Here is a 21,400-nt window from a genome sequence, read left to right as displayed (position 1 = left end):
GGGGCCGCCATAATGGTGCGGCTCGACGTTGGATGGCGAGCCGGTAAACAGCAGGCCGTCTAAGCTATCTAACAGGGCGGCAGTGTCGATCAGATCGCCAAGCGCCGGGATGACCAACGGCATGCCGGCTACAGCCGCCGCGCGCAGGTACTTATCACCGGCTATGTGGAAACTGTGGTGGCCGATCTGCCTGGTACAGGCGGAAACGCCGATCAATGGCACGCGAGGCATGGGATACTCGTCTTTCCAGATGGGGCTCGTCGGAGAGTAGTCTTGTTCGTTTTTATAGACAATAGCCGAGGGTTTCCGCTTCGCAATGCCATGTCAGCGTTTCGGGATTGCCTCCCTGATTGCCCCGAAAATGCCCACTGTGGGCGTTGATGAGGCATTTCGAGGCGCTATTGACAGCGACAGGGCTTTTCGATTGACTCCAAGACAAGCTGTTTGATGATTGAAATTTTTAACAATTAAGGTGCTTCATCATGCTTCCGCCGCCGCGTGCCGTTCAGCTCAACGAAGCGAACGCATTTCTAAAGGAACACCCGGAGGTCCAGTACGTCGACCTGCTGATTGCAGACATGAACGGTGTCGTCCGGGGCAAGCGCATCGAGCGCGCCAGCCTGCACAGGGTGTATGAAAAAGGCATCAACCTCCCGGCCTCGCTGTTCGCCCTCGACATCAATGGCATCACCGTGGAGAGTTCCGGGCTGGGGATGGACATCGGTGACTCCGACCGTACCTGTTTTCCCATTCCCAACACGCTGAGCAACGAGCCCTGGCAGAAACGCCCGACCGCCCAGCTGTTGATGACCATGCACGAGCGTGACGGCTCGCCATTCTTCGCCGACCCACGGGAAGTGCTGCGCCAGGTCGTGAGCAAATTCGATGAATTGGGCCTGACCATCTGCGCCGCTTTCGAGCTGGAGTTCTACCTGATCGACCAGGAGAACATCAACGGCCGACCGCAGCCGCCGCGCTCGCCGATTTCCGGCAAGCGCCCGCATTCCACTCAGGTCTACCTGATCGACGATCTGGATGAATATGTCGACTGTCTGCAGGACATCCTCGAGGGTGCCAAGGAGCAGGGCATCCCCGCCGATGCCATCGTCAAGGAAAGCGCGCCGGCGCAGTTCGAGGTCAACCTTCATCACGTCGCCGACCCGATCAAGGCCTGCGACTACGCCGTGTTGCTCAAGCGATTGATCAAGAACATCGCCTACGACCACGAGATGGACACCACTTTCATGGCCAAGCCCTACCCTGGCCAGGCGGGCAACGGGCTGCACGTGCATATCTCGCTGCTGGACAAGAACGGCAACAACATTTTCGCCACCGGCAATCCGCTGGAAAGCGAAACGCTGCGCCATGCCATCGGCGGCATTCAGCAGACCATGGCCGCCTCCATGGCCTTCCTCTGCCCCAACGTGAACTCCTATCGACGCTTCGGCGCCCAGTTCTACGTGCCGAACGCACCCTGCTGGGGCCTGGACAACCGCACCGTGGCGCTGCGCGTGCCGACCGATAGCGCCGACGCCGTGCGCATCGAGCACCGGGTTGCCGGTGCAGATGCCAACCCTTACCTGCTGCTGGCCAGCGTGCTGGCCGGCATCCACCACGGGCTGACCAACAAGATCGCACCGGACGAACCGATCGAGGGCAACTCCTACGAACAGGTCGAACCGAGCCTGCCTTCCAACCTGCGCGATGCGCTGCGCGAGCTGGACGACAGCGAGATCATGGCGCGCTATATCGACTCCACTTACATCGACATTTTCGTCGCCTGCAAGGAAAGCGAGCTAGCCGAGTTCGAACACTCGATCTCCGACCTCGAATACAACTGGTACCTGCACACCGTCTAATGCCTGGCCCCGTACCGCTGGGTGCGGGGGCCGGTCGGATCGGGGACAGCAGCCGCGTTAGCTCAGCCGTCACTCAGCCGAGTGACGCGAGCCTGCCGCAACGTGGCAGGCGTGAACCGCACGATTCAGGCCGTTGCATCTGTCGGCAGGCTGGCATCCAATACGGTCATGAGCACAGCCGAACCCACCCCGCGTACATCCCCCAACCGCAAACCTCGCGCCAGCAGCCAGGCGCGGATTGCGCAGATCCTTGCGGCTGCGCGAGAACTGCTTGCCGACGCAGGCGTGGGCGGGCTGTCGATCTACAGCGTGGCCGAGCGCGCGGCGATTCCGCCCTCTTCGGTCTACCACTTCTTTGCCAGCGTGCCGGCTCTGCTCGAGGCGCTCACCGCTGATATTCACGCCGCCTTCCGTGCCAGCCTGCAAGAGCCTGTCACGCACGATGCCCTCAATAGCTGGCACGACCTCTCGCGACTGATCGAGCAACGCATGCTCGCCATCTACCAGGCCGATGCCGCGGCTCGCCAGCTGATCCTCGCGCAGCACGGTCTGGCGGAAGTCACCCAGGCCGACCGCCAGCACGACATCGAACTCGCCGGGTTGATGCAGGTCCTCTTTGAACGACACTTCGAGCTGCCGGTGCTGCCTAGCGAGGTGGAGGTTTTCGCACTGGCGATGGAGCTTGGTGATCGCGTCTATGCGCGCTCGGTGCACCTGCATGGCGCCATCACGCCACGCATGGCCGAGGAAGGCATGCGGGTATTCGACGCTTATCTGGGTCTGTATCTGCCGCCCTTTCTTCCGAAGCGAGCCACACCGATTTAATCGATATTTATCGACTTATAAAGGGCTATCGTCACCATGTATCGACAAAAAGCACTTTTCATACCGATAACTATCGAATAGATTTCGCCATGCCCGACCTGGGCTGCCCTTACGCCAGTATCCGCGAGGTTCCTCATGTCCCGTATCGTCACCGTTGCCGCTACCCAGATGGCCTGTTCCTGGGATCGCCAAGCGAATATCGCCAACGCCGAGAAGCTGGTCCGCGAGGCTGCAGCCAAGGGCGCGCAGGTGATCCTGATTCAGGAGCTGTTCGAGACGCCGTATTTCTGCCAGAAGCCCAACCCTGAGTATCTGCAGCTGGCCACGTCGGTTGAAGACAACCCGGCCGTTCAGCATTTCCAGAAAGTCGCGGCTGAGCTGCAAGTGGTGCTGCCGGTAAGCTTCTTCGAGCTGTCCGGGCGCGCACGTTTCAACTCGATCGCCATCATCGACGCCGACGGCAAGGTGCTCGGCGTCTACCGCAAGAGCCATATCCCGGACGGCCCCGGCTACCACGAGAAGTACTACTTCAATCCGGGCGACACCGGCTTCAAGGTCTGGAATACCCGCTACGCCAAGATCGGCGTGGCCATCTGCTGGGACCAGTGGTTCCCGGAAACCGCCCGCAGCATGGCGCTGATGGGCGCCGAGTTGCTGTTCTATCCAACGGCCATCGGCAGCGAGCCGCACGATTCGAGCATCACCTCGCGCGACCACTGGCAGCGTGTGCAACAAGGCCATGCCGGCGCCAACCTGATGCCGCTGATCGCCAGCAACCGCATCGGCCGCGAAGAGCAGGACGGTTACGACATCACCTTCTACGGCTCCTCGTTCATCGCCGATCAGTTTGGCGCCAAGGTCGAGGAGATGGACGAGACCAGTGAAGGTGTGTTGGTGCACGAGTTCGATCTCGACCAGCTCGAACACATCCGCAGCGCCTGGGGCGTGTTCCGGGATCGCCGCCCGAACCTGTATAGCCCGATCAAGACGCTGGACGGTTCGCTGGAATCCTGAGGCCTCTTCATCGGTTAAGGCTTCAGCCGCACGACGCGTTGCGGCTGAACGCCATCCGCCGTGGTCCGATATATCGCCTCCAATAAACGGCCGTTCGCATCCGGCCACGATTGATTACCGCCTCCAGGTAGACCAATGACCACTCTGACCACGACCCCGCGTGCTGACGACTATCACATGCCTGCCGAGTGGGCGCCGCACAGCCAGACCTGGATGGTCTGGCCGCAGCGCCCGGACAACTGGCGTAACCAGGGCACGCCGGCACAGGCAGCCTTTACCGCGGTAGCCAAAGCCATTGCGCGCTTCGAGCCGGTTACGGTCTGTGCTACCGCCGAGCAGTACGTAGCGGCGCGGGAGCAACTCGACGATCCGCGTATCCGCGTGGTGGAGGTCAGTAGCGACGATGCCTGGGTGCGCGACACCGGTCCGACCTTCGTGATCAATGGCAAGGGTGGCCTTCGCGGCGTCGACTGGACATTCAACGCCTGGGGCGGGCTGAACGGCGGACTCTACGAAGACTGGCAGCGCGACGATGAAGTAGCGCGCAAGATCCTCGAGATCGAGCGCTGCGACCGTTACCGCACCGAGGGCTTCGTCCTCGAAGGCGGCTCGATTCATGTCGATGGTGAAGGCACGTTGATCACTACCGAAGAGTGCCTGCTCAACCGCAATCGCAACCCGCACCTTTCTCGCGAAGAGATCGAGCGGGTACTTGCCGACCATCTGGCGGTCGATAAGGTCATCTGGCTGCCGCATGGCCTGTACAACGACGAAACCGACGGACACGTGGACAACTTCTGCTGTTTCGTTCGCCCAGGCGAGGTGCTGCTGGCCTGGACCGATGACCGCGACAACCCCAATTACGAGCGCTGCCAGGCCGCCATGGGTGTACTGGAGCAGGCCCGTGACGCCTGGGATCGACCACTGGTGGTACACAAGATGCCGATCCCAGGACCACTGCACGCCACCGAAGAAGAATGCGCCGGTGTGGTGCCGCTGGTCGGCAGCCAGCCGCGCGACCCCTCGATTCGCCTGGCCGGCAGCTACGTGAACTTCCTCATCGTCAACGGCGGCATCATCGCACCCTCGTTCGACGATCCGCTCGATGCCGAAGCCGAAGCTATCCTCAGCCGACTGTTTCCGCAGCATCAAGTGGTCATGGTGCCGGGTCGCGAAATCCTGCTCGGCGGTGGCAACATCCACTGCATCACTCAGCAGCAGCCCGCCGCGTCGAGCCGCGCGGCGACGTAGCAATCAGCACTGGAGTCCTCGCATGCGTTTCACAACCCTTCTGTGGTGCGTGTTGCTGGCACCCTCCGTCCAGGCGCTTGAGGCCTATTCGTGTCGCAACGGCTTTTTCCCTGCGTTTGCCGGTCAGGTGCGCCACGCTGAAGTAACCGCCGATGCCGGCGAACGGGTGCACTTCAGGGACGATGCCGTCGGCTGTCCCGAAGATGAGTCCTGCCTGCGGAAGGCCTATCTCGTGGATGGCGACAGGCTTCTTGTCGGCAAACAGGCGGCCGGCTGGGCTTGCGTCTGGTACTTCGCCGAGAAGCGCGAGTTCGTCGGTTGGTTGCCCGCAAGCCATATCGACGTTGAAGCCGCACACACGCCCACGGCCGACGACTGGATCGGCCGCTGGGCGCCGATTGCGGGCAGCAACAGCATCGTCATCAGCCGTCGCTCGCCGACCGGCCCGCTTTTCGCCGAAGGCGAGGCGACCTGGTATGGCGGTCTCAACAGCCATGGCGAGCGGATCGCCCATGTCGGTGCATTCGCGGGCGAGGCACGACCTTCCGGCGATCTGCTGAAGATCGCGGAGGGCGATGACGATTACGACTGCAGCGTTACCCTGCAATACGTTGCCGGTAACCTGGTCGTCACCGACAACAGCCACTGTGGCGGAATGAACGTGCGTTTCGACGACGTGTACCGCAAAGCCCCCTGAGACGCCGCACTGTCGCGTGCTTGAAGCGCAGCCGATTTAGTCTAGAGTTCAGGTCTTTAGTGATCTCAAGACCAACCCAGCAACCACCCGTACCGATCACCACGCCAAACAGGAAAACCTGCTGTGCTGATGCCCCGTTCTGCCCTGCCGGCTTTACTTCTCCTTGCACTTTTCATCAGTGGTTGCGATGACGAAAGCGACGCTGGCTCCGATCCCAGCGCCGGGTACGTCCCGCCGTCCCTGGAGCAGCTCCCGGACTGCGACACGATTGCCGCCACGCTTGGACCAATGGTCCAAGGCATGAAGCTGGTCGAAGAAGAAGACGGTGGGCGCTACGACAATGTGAGTGTCTACGGCATCGGCTGCACCTGGCTATCTCCGGAGATGCAGTCTGGCAACGCGTTCGAGATGGTAAAGGGAGGCGGTTTGGCTGTTGCGATCAGTGTTGACCAGGAGCCGTCGGACGCGAAGCTGCTTCGGCAGATGGGGATGGTCTATGACGATCACCGGGTCGAGGACATTGGCGGATTCGTCATTGACCTGAGCAAGCAAATGGATCCCGCTGCGCAACTGGGCATCGTCGGCCCGCAAGTGATCGTCGGCCGGGTCACCGTTACCGTTGCGGCGGGTGGTCTCGCTTTGCAGAAGGTCGAGAGCATGCAGGGCATCACCAACGACCAAGCGATCGGAGGTGCAGTTGCCGTTCACGACATGCTTCGTTGAAGGCCGCGACGTCGAGGTAGCGGCGTTGACCACATCAAGCGTTGGCCAGCGCAGTGAATCATTCAACTCAGTACTGACAAACATCCAACAACAGGAGCGAACATGTCTTTAGCAACAGGTCTGCAAGCGCTGTCCATGGCGGGCGCACTCATGCTGGTCAGCCTCAGTGGGCAGGCTCAGGAGCCGAACCAACAGATCATGTCGAACATGCACACCCAACTGGCCAACTTTGGTGGTTCCATGCACGCAACCGCCAAGGTTTGCGGAGACTATTCAGACAACCAGCTGGCCGAGCAAAAAGAGAAGCAGAGAGCCATGGCTATCCAGAATGGCATGAAAGCAACCGCGTTTGACGAAGCCTTCGATGCCGGTGAAAAAAAGACGAAGTCGAAATGGGCAGACATCCCGGCGTCGGAACGTCAGGCGAAATGCGACGAGTTCAAACAAGAGATGGAAGCGTTAGGGCAGCAATTCACACAATGACTGCCACCCGCGGCCGGTGGATAAACCATCGGTTGCGGCGAGCGGCTTCCATCTTTCATAAAGCGACTCAGGACACGATGACCTGATTCTTGCCCAAACGCTTGGCGGTATACATCGCCGCATCGGCTCGCGCAAATATGGCGCTGAGGTCGGGGTCGCTGGCTCTCAGGTAGGTCACGCCCAGGCTGATCGTGACGCCAAAACGCTGCCCATCAGGGCTGGTGAAGACCAGCCGCTGAATCTCGCGCTGCAAGCGTTCGGCGATCTGCTCGGCGAGATCGGGCTGACAACCAGGCAGCAGTAACGCGAATTCCTCGCCGCCGATCCGGCCGAACAGATCCCCTCGGCGCAATACCGACGAGCCGCACTGGGCCACGCGCTGCAGTACCTGATCTCCCATCTGGTGTCCGTGGGTATCGTTGATTCGCTTGAAGTCATCGATGTCCAAGAGCTGGAACGCCATCGGCGTCGCGTACTGCCGGGCGAGATCGAACTCCCGCTGGGCACACTCGAAGAAGTACCGCCGGTTGCTGCTCTGGGTCAGCACATCAACAGTGGCCAGACGCTGCAGCTCACCTTCGAGCTGCTTCTTATCGGTGATGTCTTCGGCAATGCCAACGATGATCGGCCCGTGCAAGCTGTCCGCGTTGCGTGCGATGAAGCACTTGTCGCTGAGCCAGCGCAGCTGCCCGTCGGTGCGGATGATGCGGTACTCGCGCGCTTCGACCGCACCTTTGTCGAGCACGTCGACCATGCTCTGCTGGGCGTACTCAAGATCATCCGGGTAGATGCTGTTGCGCCACTCGCCGAAGTCCGACAGCAGCAAGGCGGCGGAGCGTCCGAAGATCTGCTCGTAGGCCGGGCTGACGTAAATCATCTGCTGCGCCTGCCAATCGAATGCCCATAACACCGCATTGACAGCTCCCATCAGGGTGCTGAACAGTTGCTCGCGCTCACTCAAGCGTTCGACTTCGGCACGCGCATGCATCAGTGCCAAAAGGGTTTGCGCCTCGGTCGGCGGCAGAATCCCTCCTCTCGTTTCGCTTCGTTGCTTCACCAGATTCATACCTGCTTCCAAAACATGACGGCAGGCACCGGCGGAGGCCCGCTGGGTGACTGTCGCAAGAGCACCAGAATGCAGTTCAGAGAGTGGCGGGCAGGCAAAGTTCCGGGCGTCGCGCGCGTCACAGCGCGCACCGATCAGAGGTCAGGCATGGGCGACAGCCGGCCGTAGCGAGTAGGTTCGCAGATGCTCGGCAAACTCGCGCAATGACTGGATACCGCTGGCTTCCGCGTCCTGCACCCACTGCTTGATCGCGGCGAGCATCTCATGCCCGTTGGCACTGGTGCGGGTCCAGATCTGCTGCAGGGCCAGGCGCTGCTCGTAGATCTCCCGCAACGACTGACTTTGCTCCAGGATCACGTCGATACGCGCCTGCTGATCGTGCTGCAGCAGGCTCGGTTCGCGCGACAGCAACCGCTTGGCGCGGCGGAACTGATGCCGCACCGAGGTATCGGCGCGTTCCAGCTCCAGGCGCACGAGCGGCTTGATCACCAGCCTGCGGTACTGCGCCATGATCTGGAAGCGGTTGTTGAGAATCGCCATGGCGCTGTCCATGTCCAGCTGATGCTTGGCCGTAACGCGGTGGGCGATAGGCGCGGTGCGATTCACTTTCGCCAGGCCGAACAGGCTGAACAGCTTGATCCAGGCCCAACCCATGTCGAACTCCCATTTGCGCACCGACAGCTTGGCCGAGTTCGGATAGGTGTGGTGGTTGTTGTGCAGCTCTTCTCCGCCGATCAGGATGCCCCAGGGCACCAGGTTGGTCGCCGCATCACGGCATTCGAAGTTGCGATACCCCACGGCATGTCCCAAGCCGTTGACCACGCCGGCGGCCCACAGCGGAATCCAGATCATCTGCACCGCCCAGACAGTCAGGCCGATCACGCCGAACAGCGCCAGGTCGAGGCCGAGCATCAGCACGATGCCAAGATTGGGGAAGCGCGAATACAGATTGCGCTCGAGCCAGTCGTCCGGGCAGTTTTTGCCATAGATGCGCAGGGTTTCTTCGTTCTTCGCTTCTTCCATATACAGCTCGGCGCCGCGACGCAGCACGGTCCCCAGCCCCTTCTGCACGGGGCTGTGCGGATCATCCGGGGTCTCACACTTGGCGTGATGCTTGCGATGGATGGCGGTCCACTCGCGGGTATTCATCGCCGTGGTCAGCCACAACCAGAAGCGGAAGAAGTGCTTGAGCGCCGCATTCAGCTCGAGCGAACGGTGAGCCGAATAACGGTGCAGATAGACGGTGACCGCAACGATGGTGACATGGGTCAGAATCAGCGTGGACGCCACGACGTACCAGGCGGAAAGGTCGAGAAAACCGGTGTACCACATAATGTCGCTGCCTCGCGGTGTAGAAGCCGATCCGCAGGCGCGGACCTGGCTGCATTATCCTCCCTGCCTGCCGGGATGAGCCGCCGCCTGTCGTTCGGCGCTGATTTTTCGTTTCAGGGTCTGACAGAAACAACTCGCGCGGCCGATACAGCGAAACAACGGCCAATGCTTTCGAGATAGCATATAGCCATCACATTTTCTTCACCCGTTCGCACGTCTGCGCACGCGAGCCGCGTGAGGCGCGCCGATCACTACCCAGTACAGAGCCATGAGCCCTCATCCCCGTTCAACCAGTCCTCGATGGCTACTTGGCATCGGCAGCCTGCTGTTGGCCCTGCTGTTCGGCGGCCTGGCATTCAATGGATTCAAGGCTCGGGACACCGTCTGGTCATTGCAGACAGCGCAACAGGGCGAGCTGCAGGCGTTGGCATTGCACAGCGCCCGGCAGGGGCTGGAAAAACAAGCCCGATTGCTTGCCCGTACGCTCAGCGCCAGCCCCGACACCTTGCGGCTGGTGCGCCAAGCGGACCGGGCCATCAGAGCAGGAGCCCAATGGCATGGACCGCGCATGGCGCGCATACGCCAGCAGCTGACACAGTCACTGACGCCCACCTGGACGGCGATGCAGGCCCACGGTGCGCGTCAGTTGCAGCTCTACTGGGGCGAGGCCGGGATCGCCCTGTTGCGCATGCAGGATCTGGACGCCTTCGGTGACGCGGTGGCCGACCGCCGGCCATTGCTCTACAAAGCCCTGTCCCAAGGGCGGATCGTGTCTGGCCTGGATATCGGCCATCACAGCGCAGGCAACCGGGCAATCGTGCCGATACGCGCCAGCAGCAGCTTAGACAGCGAAGTGATCGGCGCTCTGGAGGTGGGGTTCGACATTCTTCCGGATCTGTCCGAGCTCGGCGATCAGCTGAATGCCGGCCTGGGTTTGCTGGTCAACCGCGCCGAACTGGAAGATGTGCTCTGGGCGCGCCCGGTGGGCATTCAGCTCAAGGGAATCGGCGACTGGCTGCTCGACACCCAGTCGGCACCGCAGATCCTGCAGTGGGCCGAGCAGCAGTCGCTTCCCGCACCCGAAGCAGGGCAGGCGCTGCGCATGCTCGAGTCGGATGGCCGCAGTTTTTTGCTCAACCAGATTCCGCTGCATGACGTCAGTGCTGAATACAGCCCCGGCCGCCTACCCATGGCCGTTGCGTTGGTCTGGCGCGACATCACCCCGACGCTTCGTGAGCAGCAACAGGCTGAACGCCACCTGCTGTTGAAATGGGGCCTGGCATGGCTCATTGCCGAGGCATTGCTGCTCATGCTGGTGTTCATGCTGCACCGACGGGGCATCGTGCAGCGTCTTCACCAGAGCCGTTCGGTGCAGCAGGAGCGCGCCCGCCGGCGTCTGCTCGAACGTGGACAGAAAATCACCAGCCTGCTGCCGGGCATGGTCTATCAGCTCAAGCGCTCCGAGGATGGCAGGTACAACTTTCTCTATGCCAGCGAAGGTTGCCGCGAACTTTACGGGGTCAGCCCGGAACGGCTGGTCGATAACGCAGCCATTGCCTTCGCCGCCGTGTATGACCCAGACCGCCCCAGTCTCAGAGCGGCGATTGAACGCTCGGCCGCCATCCTGGGGTCTGGTACCACGCGTTATCGCATTAAGCATCCGGACAACCGGCTGATCTGGGTCGAAGTGCGCGCATACGCCGAACGCCTGCGGGACGGATCGGTCCTCTGGCATGGTTTCATCGCCGACATCACCCCGCTGATGAGCGCGACCCTGGCCCTGCGTGACAGCGAAAGCCGCTTTCGCAGCATGGTCAGTAATCTGCCGGGCGTGGTTTACCGCCGCGGCGTCGATGCCGAACGCACCTTCAGCTATCTGAGCGACGGCATCGAGCGCCTGACCGGTTACCCCGCCAGCGATTTCATGGCGCCGGGCCTGCGCCCGTACAGCAGCCTGATCCATCCCGATGACCGCGCAGGTCTGGCGGACGACGGCGCGGACACGTTCGAGCGAACCTACCGCCTGATCAACGCCCGCGGCGAAACACTCTGGGTTCAAGAGAACCGCCGCGCACTGCGCGACGGCGATGGACGGCTGCAGTGGTACGACGGTTTCATCGGCGATGTCACCGCTCGCGCATTGGCCGAGCGCGAAGCCCATGAGCGCGAGAGCTACGTGCGCCTGCTGATCGCCAATGTCATCGACGCGATCATCATCATCAACCAGCGCGGCTTGATCGAGACCTTCAACCACGCCGCTGAGCGCACCTTCGGCTATAGCGAAGAGGAAGTGCTTGGACGCAACCTGTCGATACTCATGCCCGAGCCCCATCGCGCTGCCCATGACGGTTATCTTGAGGACTACGAAAAACGCGGGGAAGGCCGCAGCCTGGAGCAGAACCGCGAATTGCAGGCGGTTCGTCGCAACGGGGAGGTGTTCATCATCGAACTGCGCGTTTCGGAGATCAGCCACCGCGGTGAGCGCAAGTTCATCGGCCTGGTGCGCGACATCACCGAGCGCAAGCGCGTCGATCGAATGAAGAGCGAGTTCGTCTCCATCGTCAGTCACGAACTGCGCACACCGTTGACATCGATTTCCGGCGCGCTGGGCCTGATCCTCGGTGGCGCCATTGGCGAGGTTCCGCCGGCCATGGGGCAAATGCTCGGTATCGCGCAACAAAACAGCCAGCGCCTCGGATTACTCATCGACGACCTGCTGGATATGGAAAAGCTGGTTGCCGGGCAGATGAATATCCAGCTGCAGTCGCAGCCTCTAGCGCCTTTGCTGGAGGACGCATTGCAGTCGAACCAGGCCTACGCCGAACAGCTCGGGGTGCGTATCGAGCTGGGCGAGCAAGCCGCAGCAACCGTGAGCGTCGACGCGCACCGTCTGCAGCAGGTCCTGGCGAACCTGCTGTCCAATGCGGCGAAATTCTCCCCGGCCGGCGCAGTCGTAACCTTGAGCAGCCAGCGCCGCGGCGATCAGATCCGCGTAAGCGTTGAGGATGTCGGCCCCGGCGTTCCACTGAGCTTTCGGCAGCGCATTTTTCAGAAGTTTTCCCAGGCCGACTCGTCCGATACGCGTCCGAAAGGCGGCACTGGTCTTGGTCTGGCGATCAGCAAGGAGCTGATCGAGCACATGAACGGAGGCATCGGTTTCGATTCGGAGCTCGGCCAGGGCGCGTGCTTCTGGTTCGAACTGCCTGTGCAGGAACCGGGTTAGACGACTATTTTTCCAGTGTGCCGCGTCAGCCGATGAGCAAGCTGGCAAACTGTTTCTTTCGAGCGCGCCGGGCACGCTTTGTTGGAGGTCTCGCATGGGCGAGCTGAAACGGATTCTGCATGTCGAGGACGATCCGTCCATCCAGGCTGTCGTCAAGGTCTCGCTGGAGGCGATCGGCGGCTATAAGGTGCAGTCGTGCTCGTCCGGCCAGCAGGCGCTCGAAGAAGTGGAAGCCTTCGCTCCGCAGTTCGTCCTGCTGGATGTAATGATGCCTGGGATGGGTGGCCCCGAGACCCTCACCCGGCTCAGCGAGCGGATCGATCTGGCACAGGTTCCGGTGGTATTCATGACCGCCAAGGTTCAGCCAAGCGAGATTGAGCACCTACGCAAGCTCGGCGCACACGACGTGATCGTCAAACCCTTCGATCCGATGCGCCTGGCCAGCCAGATCCAGGCCATCTGGGAGGCCCGCGGCGCATAGCCGCTTGCCCCGAATCCAAGAGAACTCAGCCAGATGGAGTCATCGAAATCGATACCGCCGTCCTCCTTACCCCGCGAGCTGTCCCGGCTCGCCGCGTTGCTGCGCTACGAGATTCTCGACACGCCTGACGAGGCTGCCTTCGATGATTTCACCCAGCTGGCTGCCTATATTTGCGACACCCCCATCGCCTTGATCTCGCTGGTCGACGACCATCGCCAGTGGTTCAAGAGCCGTTTTGGCCTCGATGTCAGCGAAACCCCGCGAGGGCTTTCGTTCTGCACCTATACCATCGAAGGGCAGGGCCTGTTCGAAGTCGAGGATGCGCAGCGCGACGCACGTTTTCGCGATAACCCGCTGGTCACTGGCGACCCGAACATCCGTTTCTATGCCGGTGCGCCACTGACTTCGCCGGACGGCTACAACCTCGGCACCCTCTGCGTCATCGACCGCCAGCCGCGACAGCTCGACGAAGCGCAGCGCGGCGCCCTGACACGGCTCAGTCGCCAGATCATGCGGCTGTTCGAAGAACGCCTGCAGGCCCACCGCTACGCCGAGCAAGCGGCGCTGCAGCAGGCACTACTCAACAGCGCCGCGAGCGCGATGCTGGTGACCACGGCTGACGGACACATATCCGGCGTCAACCCCACCGCCGAGCGCCTGTTCGGCTATTCCGAGCAGATGCTGATCGGGCAACCGCTGACCTCCGCGCTGTTCCCGCAGGACGCGCTACAGCGCCGCGCAACCATTCTCAGCATTGAGCTGGGCGAACCCATCGAGCCGGGATTCGCCGTACTCACCGCACCGCTGGTCGAAGGTCGCCGCGAAACGCGCGAGTGGCGTCTGGTGCATCGCAACGGCAGCGGCGTGCCGGTGCTGCTGAATATCTCGGCGATCCACGATGAGCGCGAGCTGTTGCGCGGCTACATCGTCAGCGCCTACGACCTGGCCCACCAGGAACACCTGCAGCTGCGCCTGCAGCAGATCGCTGCACAGGTGCCGGGCATGCTGTTCCAGTTCTGCTGGCGGCCCGACGGCAACAGTTCGTTCCCCTACCTCAGCGAAGGTGTCGAGGACATCTACGGCCTGAGTGCTGCCGAGATGGAGCCCAGTATCGGGCCGATCTACGCACGCGTGCACCCCGACGACCGCGAGCATGTGCTGGCGAGTATCCGCCACGCCGCTTCAACCCTGACGCCGTGGTACTTCGAGCACCGAATCGACCACCCGCGCAAAGGCCTGATCTGGGTCGAAGCCCGCGCCACGCCCATGCGTCAAGCAGACGGTTCAGTGCTTTGGCACGGGCTGGTGACCGATGTCACCGAGCGCAAGGCCGAACAGCTGGAGCTGGACAAACAGCAGGAAATGAATCGACGCCTGCTCGAAGCACTGTCTGAAGCGGTTGTGGCCTGCGACGCCGATGGCAACCTCACCCTGTTCAACCACACCGCCCGCCGCTGGCACGGGCTTGATGCCCAGCAGCTCGCGCCGGAGCAGTGGCCGGGCGTCTATCATCTCTATCACGCGGACGGCGTCACGCCGATGCGCCCTGAGGAAGTCCCGCTGATGCGCGCCTTGCGAGGCGAGCACATCCGCAATCTGGAGATGACCATCGTGCTGCATGGCACACCCCGATACGTGCTGGCCAACGCCGATCCGATGTACGCATCCCATGGCCAGCAGAGCGGTGCGGTGGTCGTACTGCACGACATCACCGAGCGCAAGCAGATCGAAATTCTGCAACGGGACTTCGTCTCGACCGTGAGCCATGAACTGCGCACACCACTGACCTCCATCACCGCCTCGTTGGGGCTGATTTGCGGTCGGGTCATGGGCGAGGTGCCCGAACATCTGCAGGAGCTGTTGGACATCGCCCACCAGAACAGCAAACGGTTGAGCACATTGATCGATGACCTGCTGGACATCGACAAGCTGTACGCCGGCAAGATGCGTTTCGAGTTGCGGGCGCAGCCCCTGCAACCCTTGCTTGAGCAGGCGCTGCGCAGCAATCAGGGTTATGCAGAAAGCCATGCCGTGAGCATCGAGCTGGGAGGCTGCCCTGCCGTGTCGATCACCGTCGACGCGATGCGCCTGGAACAAGTGCTGAGCAACCTGCTGTCCAACGCGGCGAAGTACTCCCCGGCCGGTGAAACCGTCACCATGAGCGCCCGGCTGTTCGCACCGCAACGGGTGCGTGTCAGCGTCTGCGACAAGGGTCCCGGCATCACCGAAGCCTTCCGCGAACGCATTTTCGGCAAGTTCGCGCAGGCGGACTCATCCGATACGCGCAAGCAAGGCGGCACTGGCTTGGGCTTGGCCATCAGCAAGGAGCTGATTGAACACATGAAGGGCGAAATCGGCTTCGATTCGTCGCCCGGTGCCGGAGCCTGCTTCTGGTTCGAGCTGCCCTGCCATGCGCTGAACGAGGACGCGCAGTGAGGCCCCTGCTGCGCATTCTGCACGTCGAGGACGTGCCCTCCATCCAGGTGGTGACCCGCATCGCGCTTGAGAAACTGGGCGGTTTCGAGGTGCTCAGTTGCGCCTCCGCTCAGCAAGCGCTGCAGCAGGCACCCGGGTTCAAGCCGGACATGATCTTGCTCGACGTGATGCTGCCGCAGATCAGCGGCATCGAATTGTTGCGTCAGCTCGCGCCATTGATCGACCTGCAGCAAACCCCCGTGGTGCTCTTGACCGGCCAGTCGGACGACCCGGCGGGCCCTGAAGAACTGCAACGCCTGGGTGTGCGCAAACTGCTGCACAAACCCTTCGACCCACTGCAACTGGCGGCAAAACTGAACGAAATATGGAATGCCGAGCATGAATGAGGGCGCTAACGAAGCGCTGCAACGCCAACTGCAGGCGCTCAACGAAAAGTTTGCTGAACGCTTGAGCGAGGAATTGGCGGCACTCGAACGACACGCCGAGCAGCTGCAGACGGTTCGCGAGCAGGAACAGCGGCGCCAACGGATGCTCGACTTGCACGAGCGCCTGCATCGCCTGGCCGGTACGGCAGGCACCTTTGGTTTCACCACGCTGGGCGAGCAGTCGCGGCTGCTGGAACAGCGCGCTGAGCGCTGGCTGGAGGCGGCCAAGCCCAGCGGCCAGGCGCTTTGCGCGTTTGTCCGGGCCGTTCACCAAATGGTTGCGGCCGAACGCGCCGAAGGGCCCGACAATGATTGCGAGATGCACAGCGGCACGCCCGACACGCTGCCGGCCGGGTGCCGGATCTATCTGCTCGAAACGGACTCAGATGCCGGCCAGAACATGTGCCAGACCCTGGGCAACTTCGGCTATGAAGTGCTGCTGTTTCCTGACGTTTCGCTGTTGCAGAGCGCTGTTCAGGGGCAACTGCCCGACGCCCTGATTGTCAGCCAGCATGACGGCGAACTGGAAGCCATCAGCGCGCTGCAGCAGAGCCTAGATGTGCCGTTACCGCTGCTGGTCATTGGTCACCGAGCGGATTTCGACAGCCAGCTGGCGGCGGTGCGAGCCGGTGCCAAAGGCTTTTTCGTTCGGCCACTGGACGTCACCCAGCTGGAGAACAGCCTGGAAAACATCCTCAATCTGGAGCTGAGCGAGCCGTACCGGGTATTGATCGTCGACGATGACGACGACCTGTCCGCGCGTTACAGCCTGGTCCTGCGTAACTCGCAGATGCTGGTGCAGACCCTGAGCGACCCCAGTCAGCTGTTCGAAGTGATGCGCGATTTCGATCCGGAAATGGTCCTGCTTGATATGAACATGCCGGATTTCACCGGGATCGAGCTGGCGCAGATGATTCGCCTGAATGACGAGTGGCTGCGTGTGCCCATCATCTACCTGTCGGCTGAAACAGACATCAATCGGCAGATGGCCGCCCTGCTCAAGGCGGGCGACGACTTCATTACCAAGCCGATCAGCGACAATGCACTGACCGCTGCCGTGTTCTCTCGCGTGCAGCGGGCGCGGGCGCTGAGCATGGCGCTGTCGCGTGACAGCCTTACCGGCCTGCTCAAGCACGCCGATATCAAGGAACAGGTCGCGCTGGAGGTGGAACGCACGCAACGCAGTGGCAAGCCCACCAGCGTGGTGATGCTCGACCTCGATCATTTCAAGCAGGTCAACGACCAGTACGGACATGCCGCTGGGGACAACGTTATCCGCTCGCTGGCCAACCTGATGCGCCAGCGGCTGCGCCGTATCGACAGCATCGGCCGCTACGGCGGCGAGGAGTTCGTGGCGGTACTGCCGGACTGCTCGGCGGAACAGGCCATGCGAATCTTTGACGAGATCCGCCTGCGCTTCGCCGCCTTGAGCTTCCACGCCGGCGCGCGCACCTTCAGCGTGTCACTCAGCGCTGGAATAAGCGAGACCGACGGCCATTCCGGTGCTGGCGCCATGCTCGAACTGGCAGATCAGGCGCTCTATAGCGCCAAGCACAACGGTCGCAATCAGGTACAGATCGCCTGACGGATCGAGTCGGCTCGCAGGAATAGCAAGCGAACCGTCGTGCGATTGAGAACTCCAACTACACTGCATAGCAGTCGTGGCCGGTTCGCAGACGCTGGCAGGCAATGGCACGACTGCGCCGGCTCCAGCCTTCGAAGGCGCCCCTGTATTCGTTCAACCGGCGAAAGGAGTTCCGGTTTGCCCGCAAGAACCCAGATCAGCTGGCATTGGCTCGCGTTCCTGATCGCCTTCGTTCTGCTCGTTGCATTGGGCTGGCAAGGCAAGCAAACCCAGGAACAAGTTTTGGCGACCAATCTTTCGGTCAGCCAAAGCCTGGAAATCATCACCGCGACCCAGTCAATGCTGTCTTCGCTGCAGGACATCGAAACCGGGTCGCGCGGTTTCGTCCTGACCGGCGACGCCAACTACCTCGAGCCCTACGAGCTCGGACTAACCCAGATCGAGGCACATCGCCGCAAACTACAAAGGCTTCTGGAGCAGCGGACATTTCCGGACCAGCGGTGGTTTGAGCAACTGGATCGCAATATTGCCGAGCGTCTGCAGATATCCGCCGGTAATATCCAGACGCGCCGCACTGCCGGCTTGCAAGCGGCGGCCGAACGCCTGCACCAGGCCGGCGGCAAACTGATCATGGATCGCCTGCGGGCGTTGCTCAATGCGGTCGAGCGACAGGAACGCAAGCAGCTCGCCGCCGCCAACCAGGCCGTGGCCGACACCATCGCACAGAGTCGCCGACTGGCACTGATCGGCAGCCTGCTGGTCGCAGCGTTGTCGTTGGCCGCGTTTTGGGCCATCCGGCGCAACCTGCAGATTCGTCAGGCCCTGGCGACCAAGGCGCAAGCCGGCGAGGCGCGTCTGGGGGCCCTACTGCAGGCCATTCCCGACTACCTGTATGCCATTGACGGTCAAGGTAGGATCACCGCCCTGTCGCAAGGAAACGCTGTGCAGGCCCCGCCGGCCCAGACCATCGAGCCGCTGCTGCTCGGGCTGCTTCCCCAAACCGATAACTCGCTACAGCTGGGCCAAACCACCTGGTGCGAACTGGATCAACAGCGGATCTTCGAGGTTCGTCTGGTGCCGACCGGTCTCGGTGATCACCTCGCGATTGCCCGTGACGTGACCGAGCTACAACGTAGCCGCGACACGCTCGAGGACCAGAAAGTCTTCCTGCGGCGGGTCGTCGATACCGATGAAAACCTGATCTTCGTGCGTGACGAGCTGGGCCGGTTCCTGCTGTGCAACAGTGCCTTTGCCGCCCTGCTCGATACTCGGCCCGACGCCATCGAAGGCCACCGGGCCGAAGACATCGTTGGGGTGAAACTGCTGTTGCCACTGTTGCAGGGCGAAGCCGAGCTGCTGTGTGGCAGTGGCGAACTGCGCATCAACGAGGTCGGGCTCATGGATACGCACGGCCAGGAGCGCTGGCTCCAAGTGGTCAAGCACCCCATGACCATGTCCAACGGCGCCTGCTATGTCGTGACCGTTGCGGTCGATATGTCGCTCAGGCGACGCATGGAACAGATGAAAACCGAATTCATCTCCACCGTCAGCCATGAGCTGCGGACCCCCCTGACTGCCATTCGCGGCGCACTGGCCATGCTGGTCGGCGGCGTTGCCGGCGAGATCGACGTGAGCGCTCGATCACTGCTGGACATCGCACACAAGAACAGCGAGCGCCTGGTCCGCCTGATCAACGACATCCTCGACATCGAAAAACTTGATGCCGGGCGCTTGCCGTTCCACTTCAGCCTCTGCGATGTCCAGGTGCTGACCGAACAAGCATTGGCCGACCTCAAGCCATATGGCGATGAATACGGCGTCCGCCTGGCGCTTACGCTGCCCGACGGCCCGATCCAGGCCGAAAGCAACCTCGACCCGGATCGATTCATCCAGGTGATCGCCAACCTGCTGTCCAACGCAATCAAACATTCACCTGTCGGTGGCGTGGTCAGCGTCGACCTGCGCCTGCACGGGGGCAGCCTGGAGATCGGCGTACAGGACCAGGGGCAGGGCATTCCAGCGGATTTTCGCTCACGGATATTCGAACGCTTCGCCCAGGCTGACTCATCCGATGCGCGTAAGCGTGGCGGCACCGGACTGGGCCTGGCGATCACCCGCTCGCTGGTCCAGCAGATGCATGGGCGGATCGGTTTCGACTCTCAGGAAGGCCGGGGCACGCGCTTCTGGCTGCGCCTGCCCGTCGCATCTACACAGTCCGCCAAGCCACCAACCGTCGCGCAAGCGCTGCCGGCAGCGGGCACCAATCGGCCGTTGGAGCGCATTCTCGTACTCGAGCCCGACGCGCCTGCCGCGGAACAGCTCGCCGCCGTGCTGCAGCAACACGGCTACGCCACGCTGATTGCCAAAACGGCTGCCCAAGCGCGAGAAATGCTGGCCGAGTTCAGCATCCAGGCACTGACGCTGAGCCCTGCACTGAGCGACGAGGACAGCATTGCCTTTCTGCAGAACCTGCGTAGCCAGAATGCCTATCGGCATCTGCCGGTGCTGATTGTCAGCCTGCAGCCACAACGTCGCGACAATGACGATGGCGCCCTGCGCGGCGGCGCGGTCGGCGTAATCGACTGGTTGCACAAGCCGGTTGACCCGTCGCGGGTCATGGAAGTGGTGCAGGCCTGTCTCAGAACCAACGGAGCCCGCCCGCGGATTCTTCATGTTGAGGACGACGAGGATCTGCGCGTTCTGCTCGCCCGGCTGGTCGAGCCATTGGCGATTGATCTCCATGGCGCCTCTACGCTTACCGAGGCCCGTCACCTGATCGACGAGCAACGCTTTGACCTGGCGATCATCGACCTGATGCTGCCCGACGGAGACGGCAGCGAGCTGTTCGATCAGTTGGCTCAGAGCGTGCCACCACCGCCCGTAATCATATTTTCCGCGCTGGATGCGCCCGTGCACGACAGCCGCCTGGCCCTACGCCAGCTGGTCAAGTCGCGCCATGACGGCGACGAGCTCGCTGCGCTGATCCAGCAGCTACTCCAGCAATGGCCGCCCGGCCATACCCAGGTTTCAGAAGAGGTCAACCCATGAGCGATTCCACTAGCCAGCGCATTTTGATGGTTGAGGACGAGGACGACATCGCGTTCCTCATTCGCTTCATGCTCGAACGGCACGGATTTACCGTGGATCACGCGGCAGACGGCCGTCAGGCCATCGAAAAGATCACCTCATCGGGCCCACCTGATTTGACCCTGATGGACATCATGCTGCCCTACCACGACGGGCTGGAGCTGATCGAGCGGCTGCGCGCACAACCTGGCTGGGAAACCGTACCGGTGCTGATGCTTACCGCCAAGGCACGCGAAGTGGACATTGTCCGGGCGCTGGAGCTGGGCGCCGACGATTACGTCACCAAGCCTTTCCAGCCGGAGGAACTGCTGGCGCGTATCCGTCGTCTGCTGAGGCGTCCACGATGATACGAACGGCAGTTACCTTGGCATTGTCCACATGGCTGCTGTCATCGATGGCACTGGCCGACGTTGCGACCGCCCAGCGCCAGGTCGATGCCCAGCAATTCGGCGCCGCCGCAGCGACCCTGGAAGCACAACTGGCAAGGCAACCCGACGACAGCGCGGCGCTGTACCTGCTGGCCCGCGTGCGCGCCTGGCAAGGGCAACCCGAGCAATCGTTGCCACTCTATGAGCAGCTATTGAAGCGCGAGCCGGATAACGCCGACTACCTCCTCGGGCAGGGCCAGGCGTTGCTGTGGGCAGGTCGTCCGCAAGCCGCCCTGGTCTCGCTGGAACGCGCCGCGGAGATCGCACCGAACTATGCGGACGTGCAGCAGGCGATGCAGCAAGCACGGGCGTCGCTGACCTCTCCCATCACAACCACAGCGCCAGCTGCCAGCGCCACTACGGCACAACGGCGACATGAACTGGAGCTTTCGGCCCGCCAGGACTGGCTGGACAGCGGCTTCGACAACTGGCGTAGCCAACGGTTGGATTACGCCTCGACGCAACCGGAAGGGCTCGGCTGGTAC

The 21,400-nt window shown here is 62.2% G+C and carries 18 protein-coding genes; 15 read left to right on the top strand and 3 right to left on the bottom strand.

All coding sequences use genetic code 11. The features are described from left to right. Positions 1–231, bottom strand: a 231-nt coding sequence (locus PSTU_RS0109520) for a gamma-glutamyl-gamma-aminobutyrate hydrolase family protein (protein ID WP_029404699.1), incomplete at its 3' end; no start/stop codon positions are given. A gap of 251 nt (positions 232–482) precedes the next feature. Between PSTU_RS0109520 and PSTU_RS0109515 the strand changes: the two genes are divergently transcribed. The 7 genes from PSTU_RS0109515 to PSTU_RS0109480 all read left to right on the top strand — a co-directional run bounded on the left by PSTU_RS0109515 (position 483) and on the right by PSTU_RS0109480 (position 6,852). Next, positions 483–1,859, top strand: coding sequence for a glutamine synthetase family protein (locus PSTU_RS0109515; RefSeq protein ID WP_019340805.1), 1,377 nt, complete (start codon positions 483–485; stop codon positions 1,857–1,859). Between the two features lie 168 nt (positions 1,860–2,027). After that, positions 2,028–2,684: a TetR/AcrR family transcriptional regulator gene (locus PSTU_RS0109510; protein WP_029404698.1), complete on the top strand. Its 657-nt coding sequence runs from the start codon at positions 2,028–2,030 to the stop codon at positions 2,682–2,684. Between the two features lie 135 nt (positions 2,685–2,819). Beyond that, positions 2,820–3,698 (top strand): N-carbamoylputrescine amidase, encoded by an 879-nt coding sequence (aguB, locus tag PSTU_RS0109500; protein WP_019340802.1) that lies wholly within the window; start codon positions 2,820–2,822, stop codon positions 3,696–3,698. Positions 3,699–3,833: 135 nt separating this feature from the next. Further along, a complete protein-coding gene (gene aguA, locus PSTU_RS0109495) occupies positions 3,834–4,949 on the top strand; it encodes an agmatine deiminase (protein ID WP_019340801.1) in 1,116 nt (371 codons plus the stop codon). A 22-nt stretch (positions 4,950–4,971) separates the two neighbouring features. After that, positions 4,972–5,646, top strand: a complete 675-nt coding sequence (locus tag PSTU_RS0109490; protein WP_019340800.1) for a hypothetical protein — start codon at positions 4,972–4,974, stop codon at positions 5,644–5,646. A gap of 129 nt (positions 5,647–5,775) precedes the next feature. Continuing rightward, entirely contained in the window at positions 5,776–6,369 is a 594-nt protein-coding gene (locus tag PSTU_RS0109485) for a lytic murein transglycosylase (RefSeq protein WP_237709856.1), read from the top strand. A 102-nt stretch (positions 6,370–6,471) separates the two neighbouring features. Further along, positions 6,472–6,852, top strand: coding sequence for a hypothetical protein (locus PSTU_RS0109480; protein ID WP_019340798.1), 381 nt, complete (start codon positions 6,472–6,474; stop codon positions 6,850–6,852). Positions 6,853–6,919: 67 nt separating this feature from the next. Here PSTU_RS0109480 and PSTU_RS0109475 read toward each other — a convergent pair whose 3' ends face one another. Continuing rightward, the gene (locus PSTU_RS0109475) at positions 6,920–7,918 is read right to left on the bottom strand and encodes a GGDEF domain-containing protein (RefSeq protein WP_019340797.1); all 999 of its coding nucleotides are present in this window, start codon (positions 7,916–7,918) and stop codon (positions 6,920–6,922) included. A gap of 141 nt (positions 7,919–8,059) precedes the next feature. Then, complete coding sequence (gene desA, locus PSTU_RS0109470) at positions 8,060–9,250, bottom strand: delta-9 fatty acid desaturase DesA (RefSeq protein ID WP_019340796.1); 1,191 nt, start codon at positions 9,248–9,250, stop codon at positions 8,060–8,062. A 268-nt stretch (positions 9,251–9,518) separates the two neighbouring features. Here desA and PSTU_RS0109465 point away from each other — a divergent pair, with 268 nt between their 5' ends. The 8 genes from PSTU_RS0109465 to PSTU_RS0109430 form a co-directional block, all read left to right on the top strand. After that, positions 9,519–12,473 (top strand): PAS domain S-box protein, encoded by a 2,955-nt coding sequence (locus PSTU_RS0109465; RefSeq protein ID WP_019340795.1) that lies wholly within the window; start codon positions 9,519–9,521, stop codon positions 12,471–12,473. 94 nt (positions 12,474–12,567) lie between these two features. Then, a complete protein-coding gene (locus PSTU_RS0109460) occupies positions 12,568–12,954 on the top strand; it encodes a response regulator (RefSeq protein WP_019340794.1) in 387 nt (128 codons plus the stop codon). A 33-nt stretch (positions 12,955–12,987) separates the two neighbouring features. Next, positions 12,988–15,390 (top strand): PAS domain S-box protein, encoded by a 2,403-nt coding sequence (locus PSTU_RS0109455; protein WP_019340793.1) that lies wholly within the window; start codon positions 12,988–12,990, stop codon positions 15,388–15,390. Beyond that, entirely contained in the window at positions 15,387–15,776 is a 390-nt protein-coding gene (locus PSTU_RS0109450; protein WP_019340792.1) for a response regulator, read from the top strand. The genes PSTU_RS0109455 and PSTU_RS0109450 overlap by 4 nt, the downstream gene beginning before the upstream one ends. Beyond that, positions 15,769–17,400, top strand: a complete 1,632-nt coding sequence (locus PSTU_RS0109445) for a diguanylate cyclase (RefSeq protein ID WP_019340791.1) — start codon at positions 15,769–15,771, stop codon at positions 17,398–17,400. The genes PSTU_RS0109450 and PSTU_RS0109445 overlap by 8 nt, the downstream gene beginning before the upstream one ends. A gap of 177 nt (positions 17,401–17,577) precedes the next feature. After that, on the top strand, positions 17,578–20,448 hold the full coding sequence (locus PSTU_RS0109440; RefSeq protein ID WP_019340790.1) for an ATP-binding protein: 2,871 nt from the start codon (positions 17,578–17,580) through the stop codon (positions 20,446–20,448). Then, a complete protein-coding gene (locus PSTU_RS0109435) occupies positions 20,445–20,834 on the top strand; it encodes a response regulator transcription factor (protein ID WP_019340789.1) in 390 nt (129 codons plus the stop codon). The genes PSTU_RS0109440 and PSTU_RS0109435 overlap by 4 nt, the downstream gene beginning before the upstream one ends. Next, positions 20,831–21,400 (top strand): tetratricopeptide repeat protein (locus PSTU_RS0109430; RefSeq protein ID WP_019340788.1); only part of this gene is annotated, 570 nt, incomplete at its 3' end. The genes PSTU_RS0109435 and PSTU_RS0109430, both read left to right, overlap by 4 nt.

This window comes from Stutzerimonas stutzeri SDM-LAC (genome assembly GCF_000235745.1).
Lineage (GTDB): Bacteria > Pseudomonadota > Gammaproteobacteria > Pseudomonadales > Pseudomonadaceae > Stutzerimonas > Stutzerimonas stutzeri_H.
This window is presented reverse-complemented; position numbering and strand designations above follow the sequence as displayed.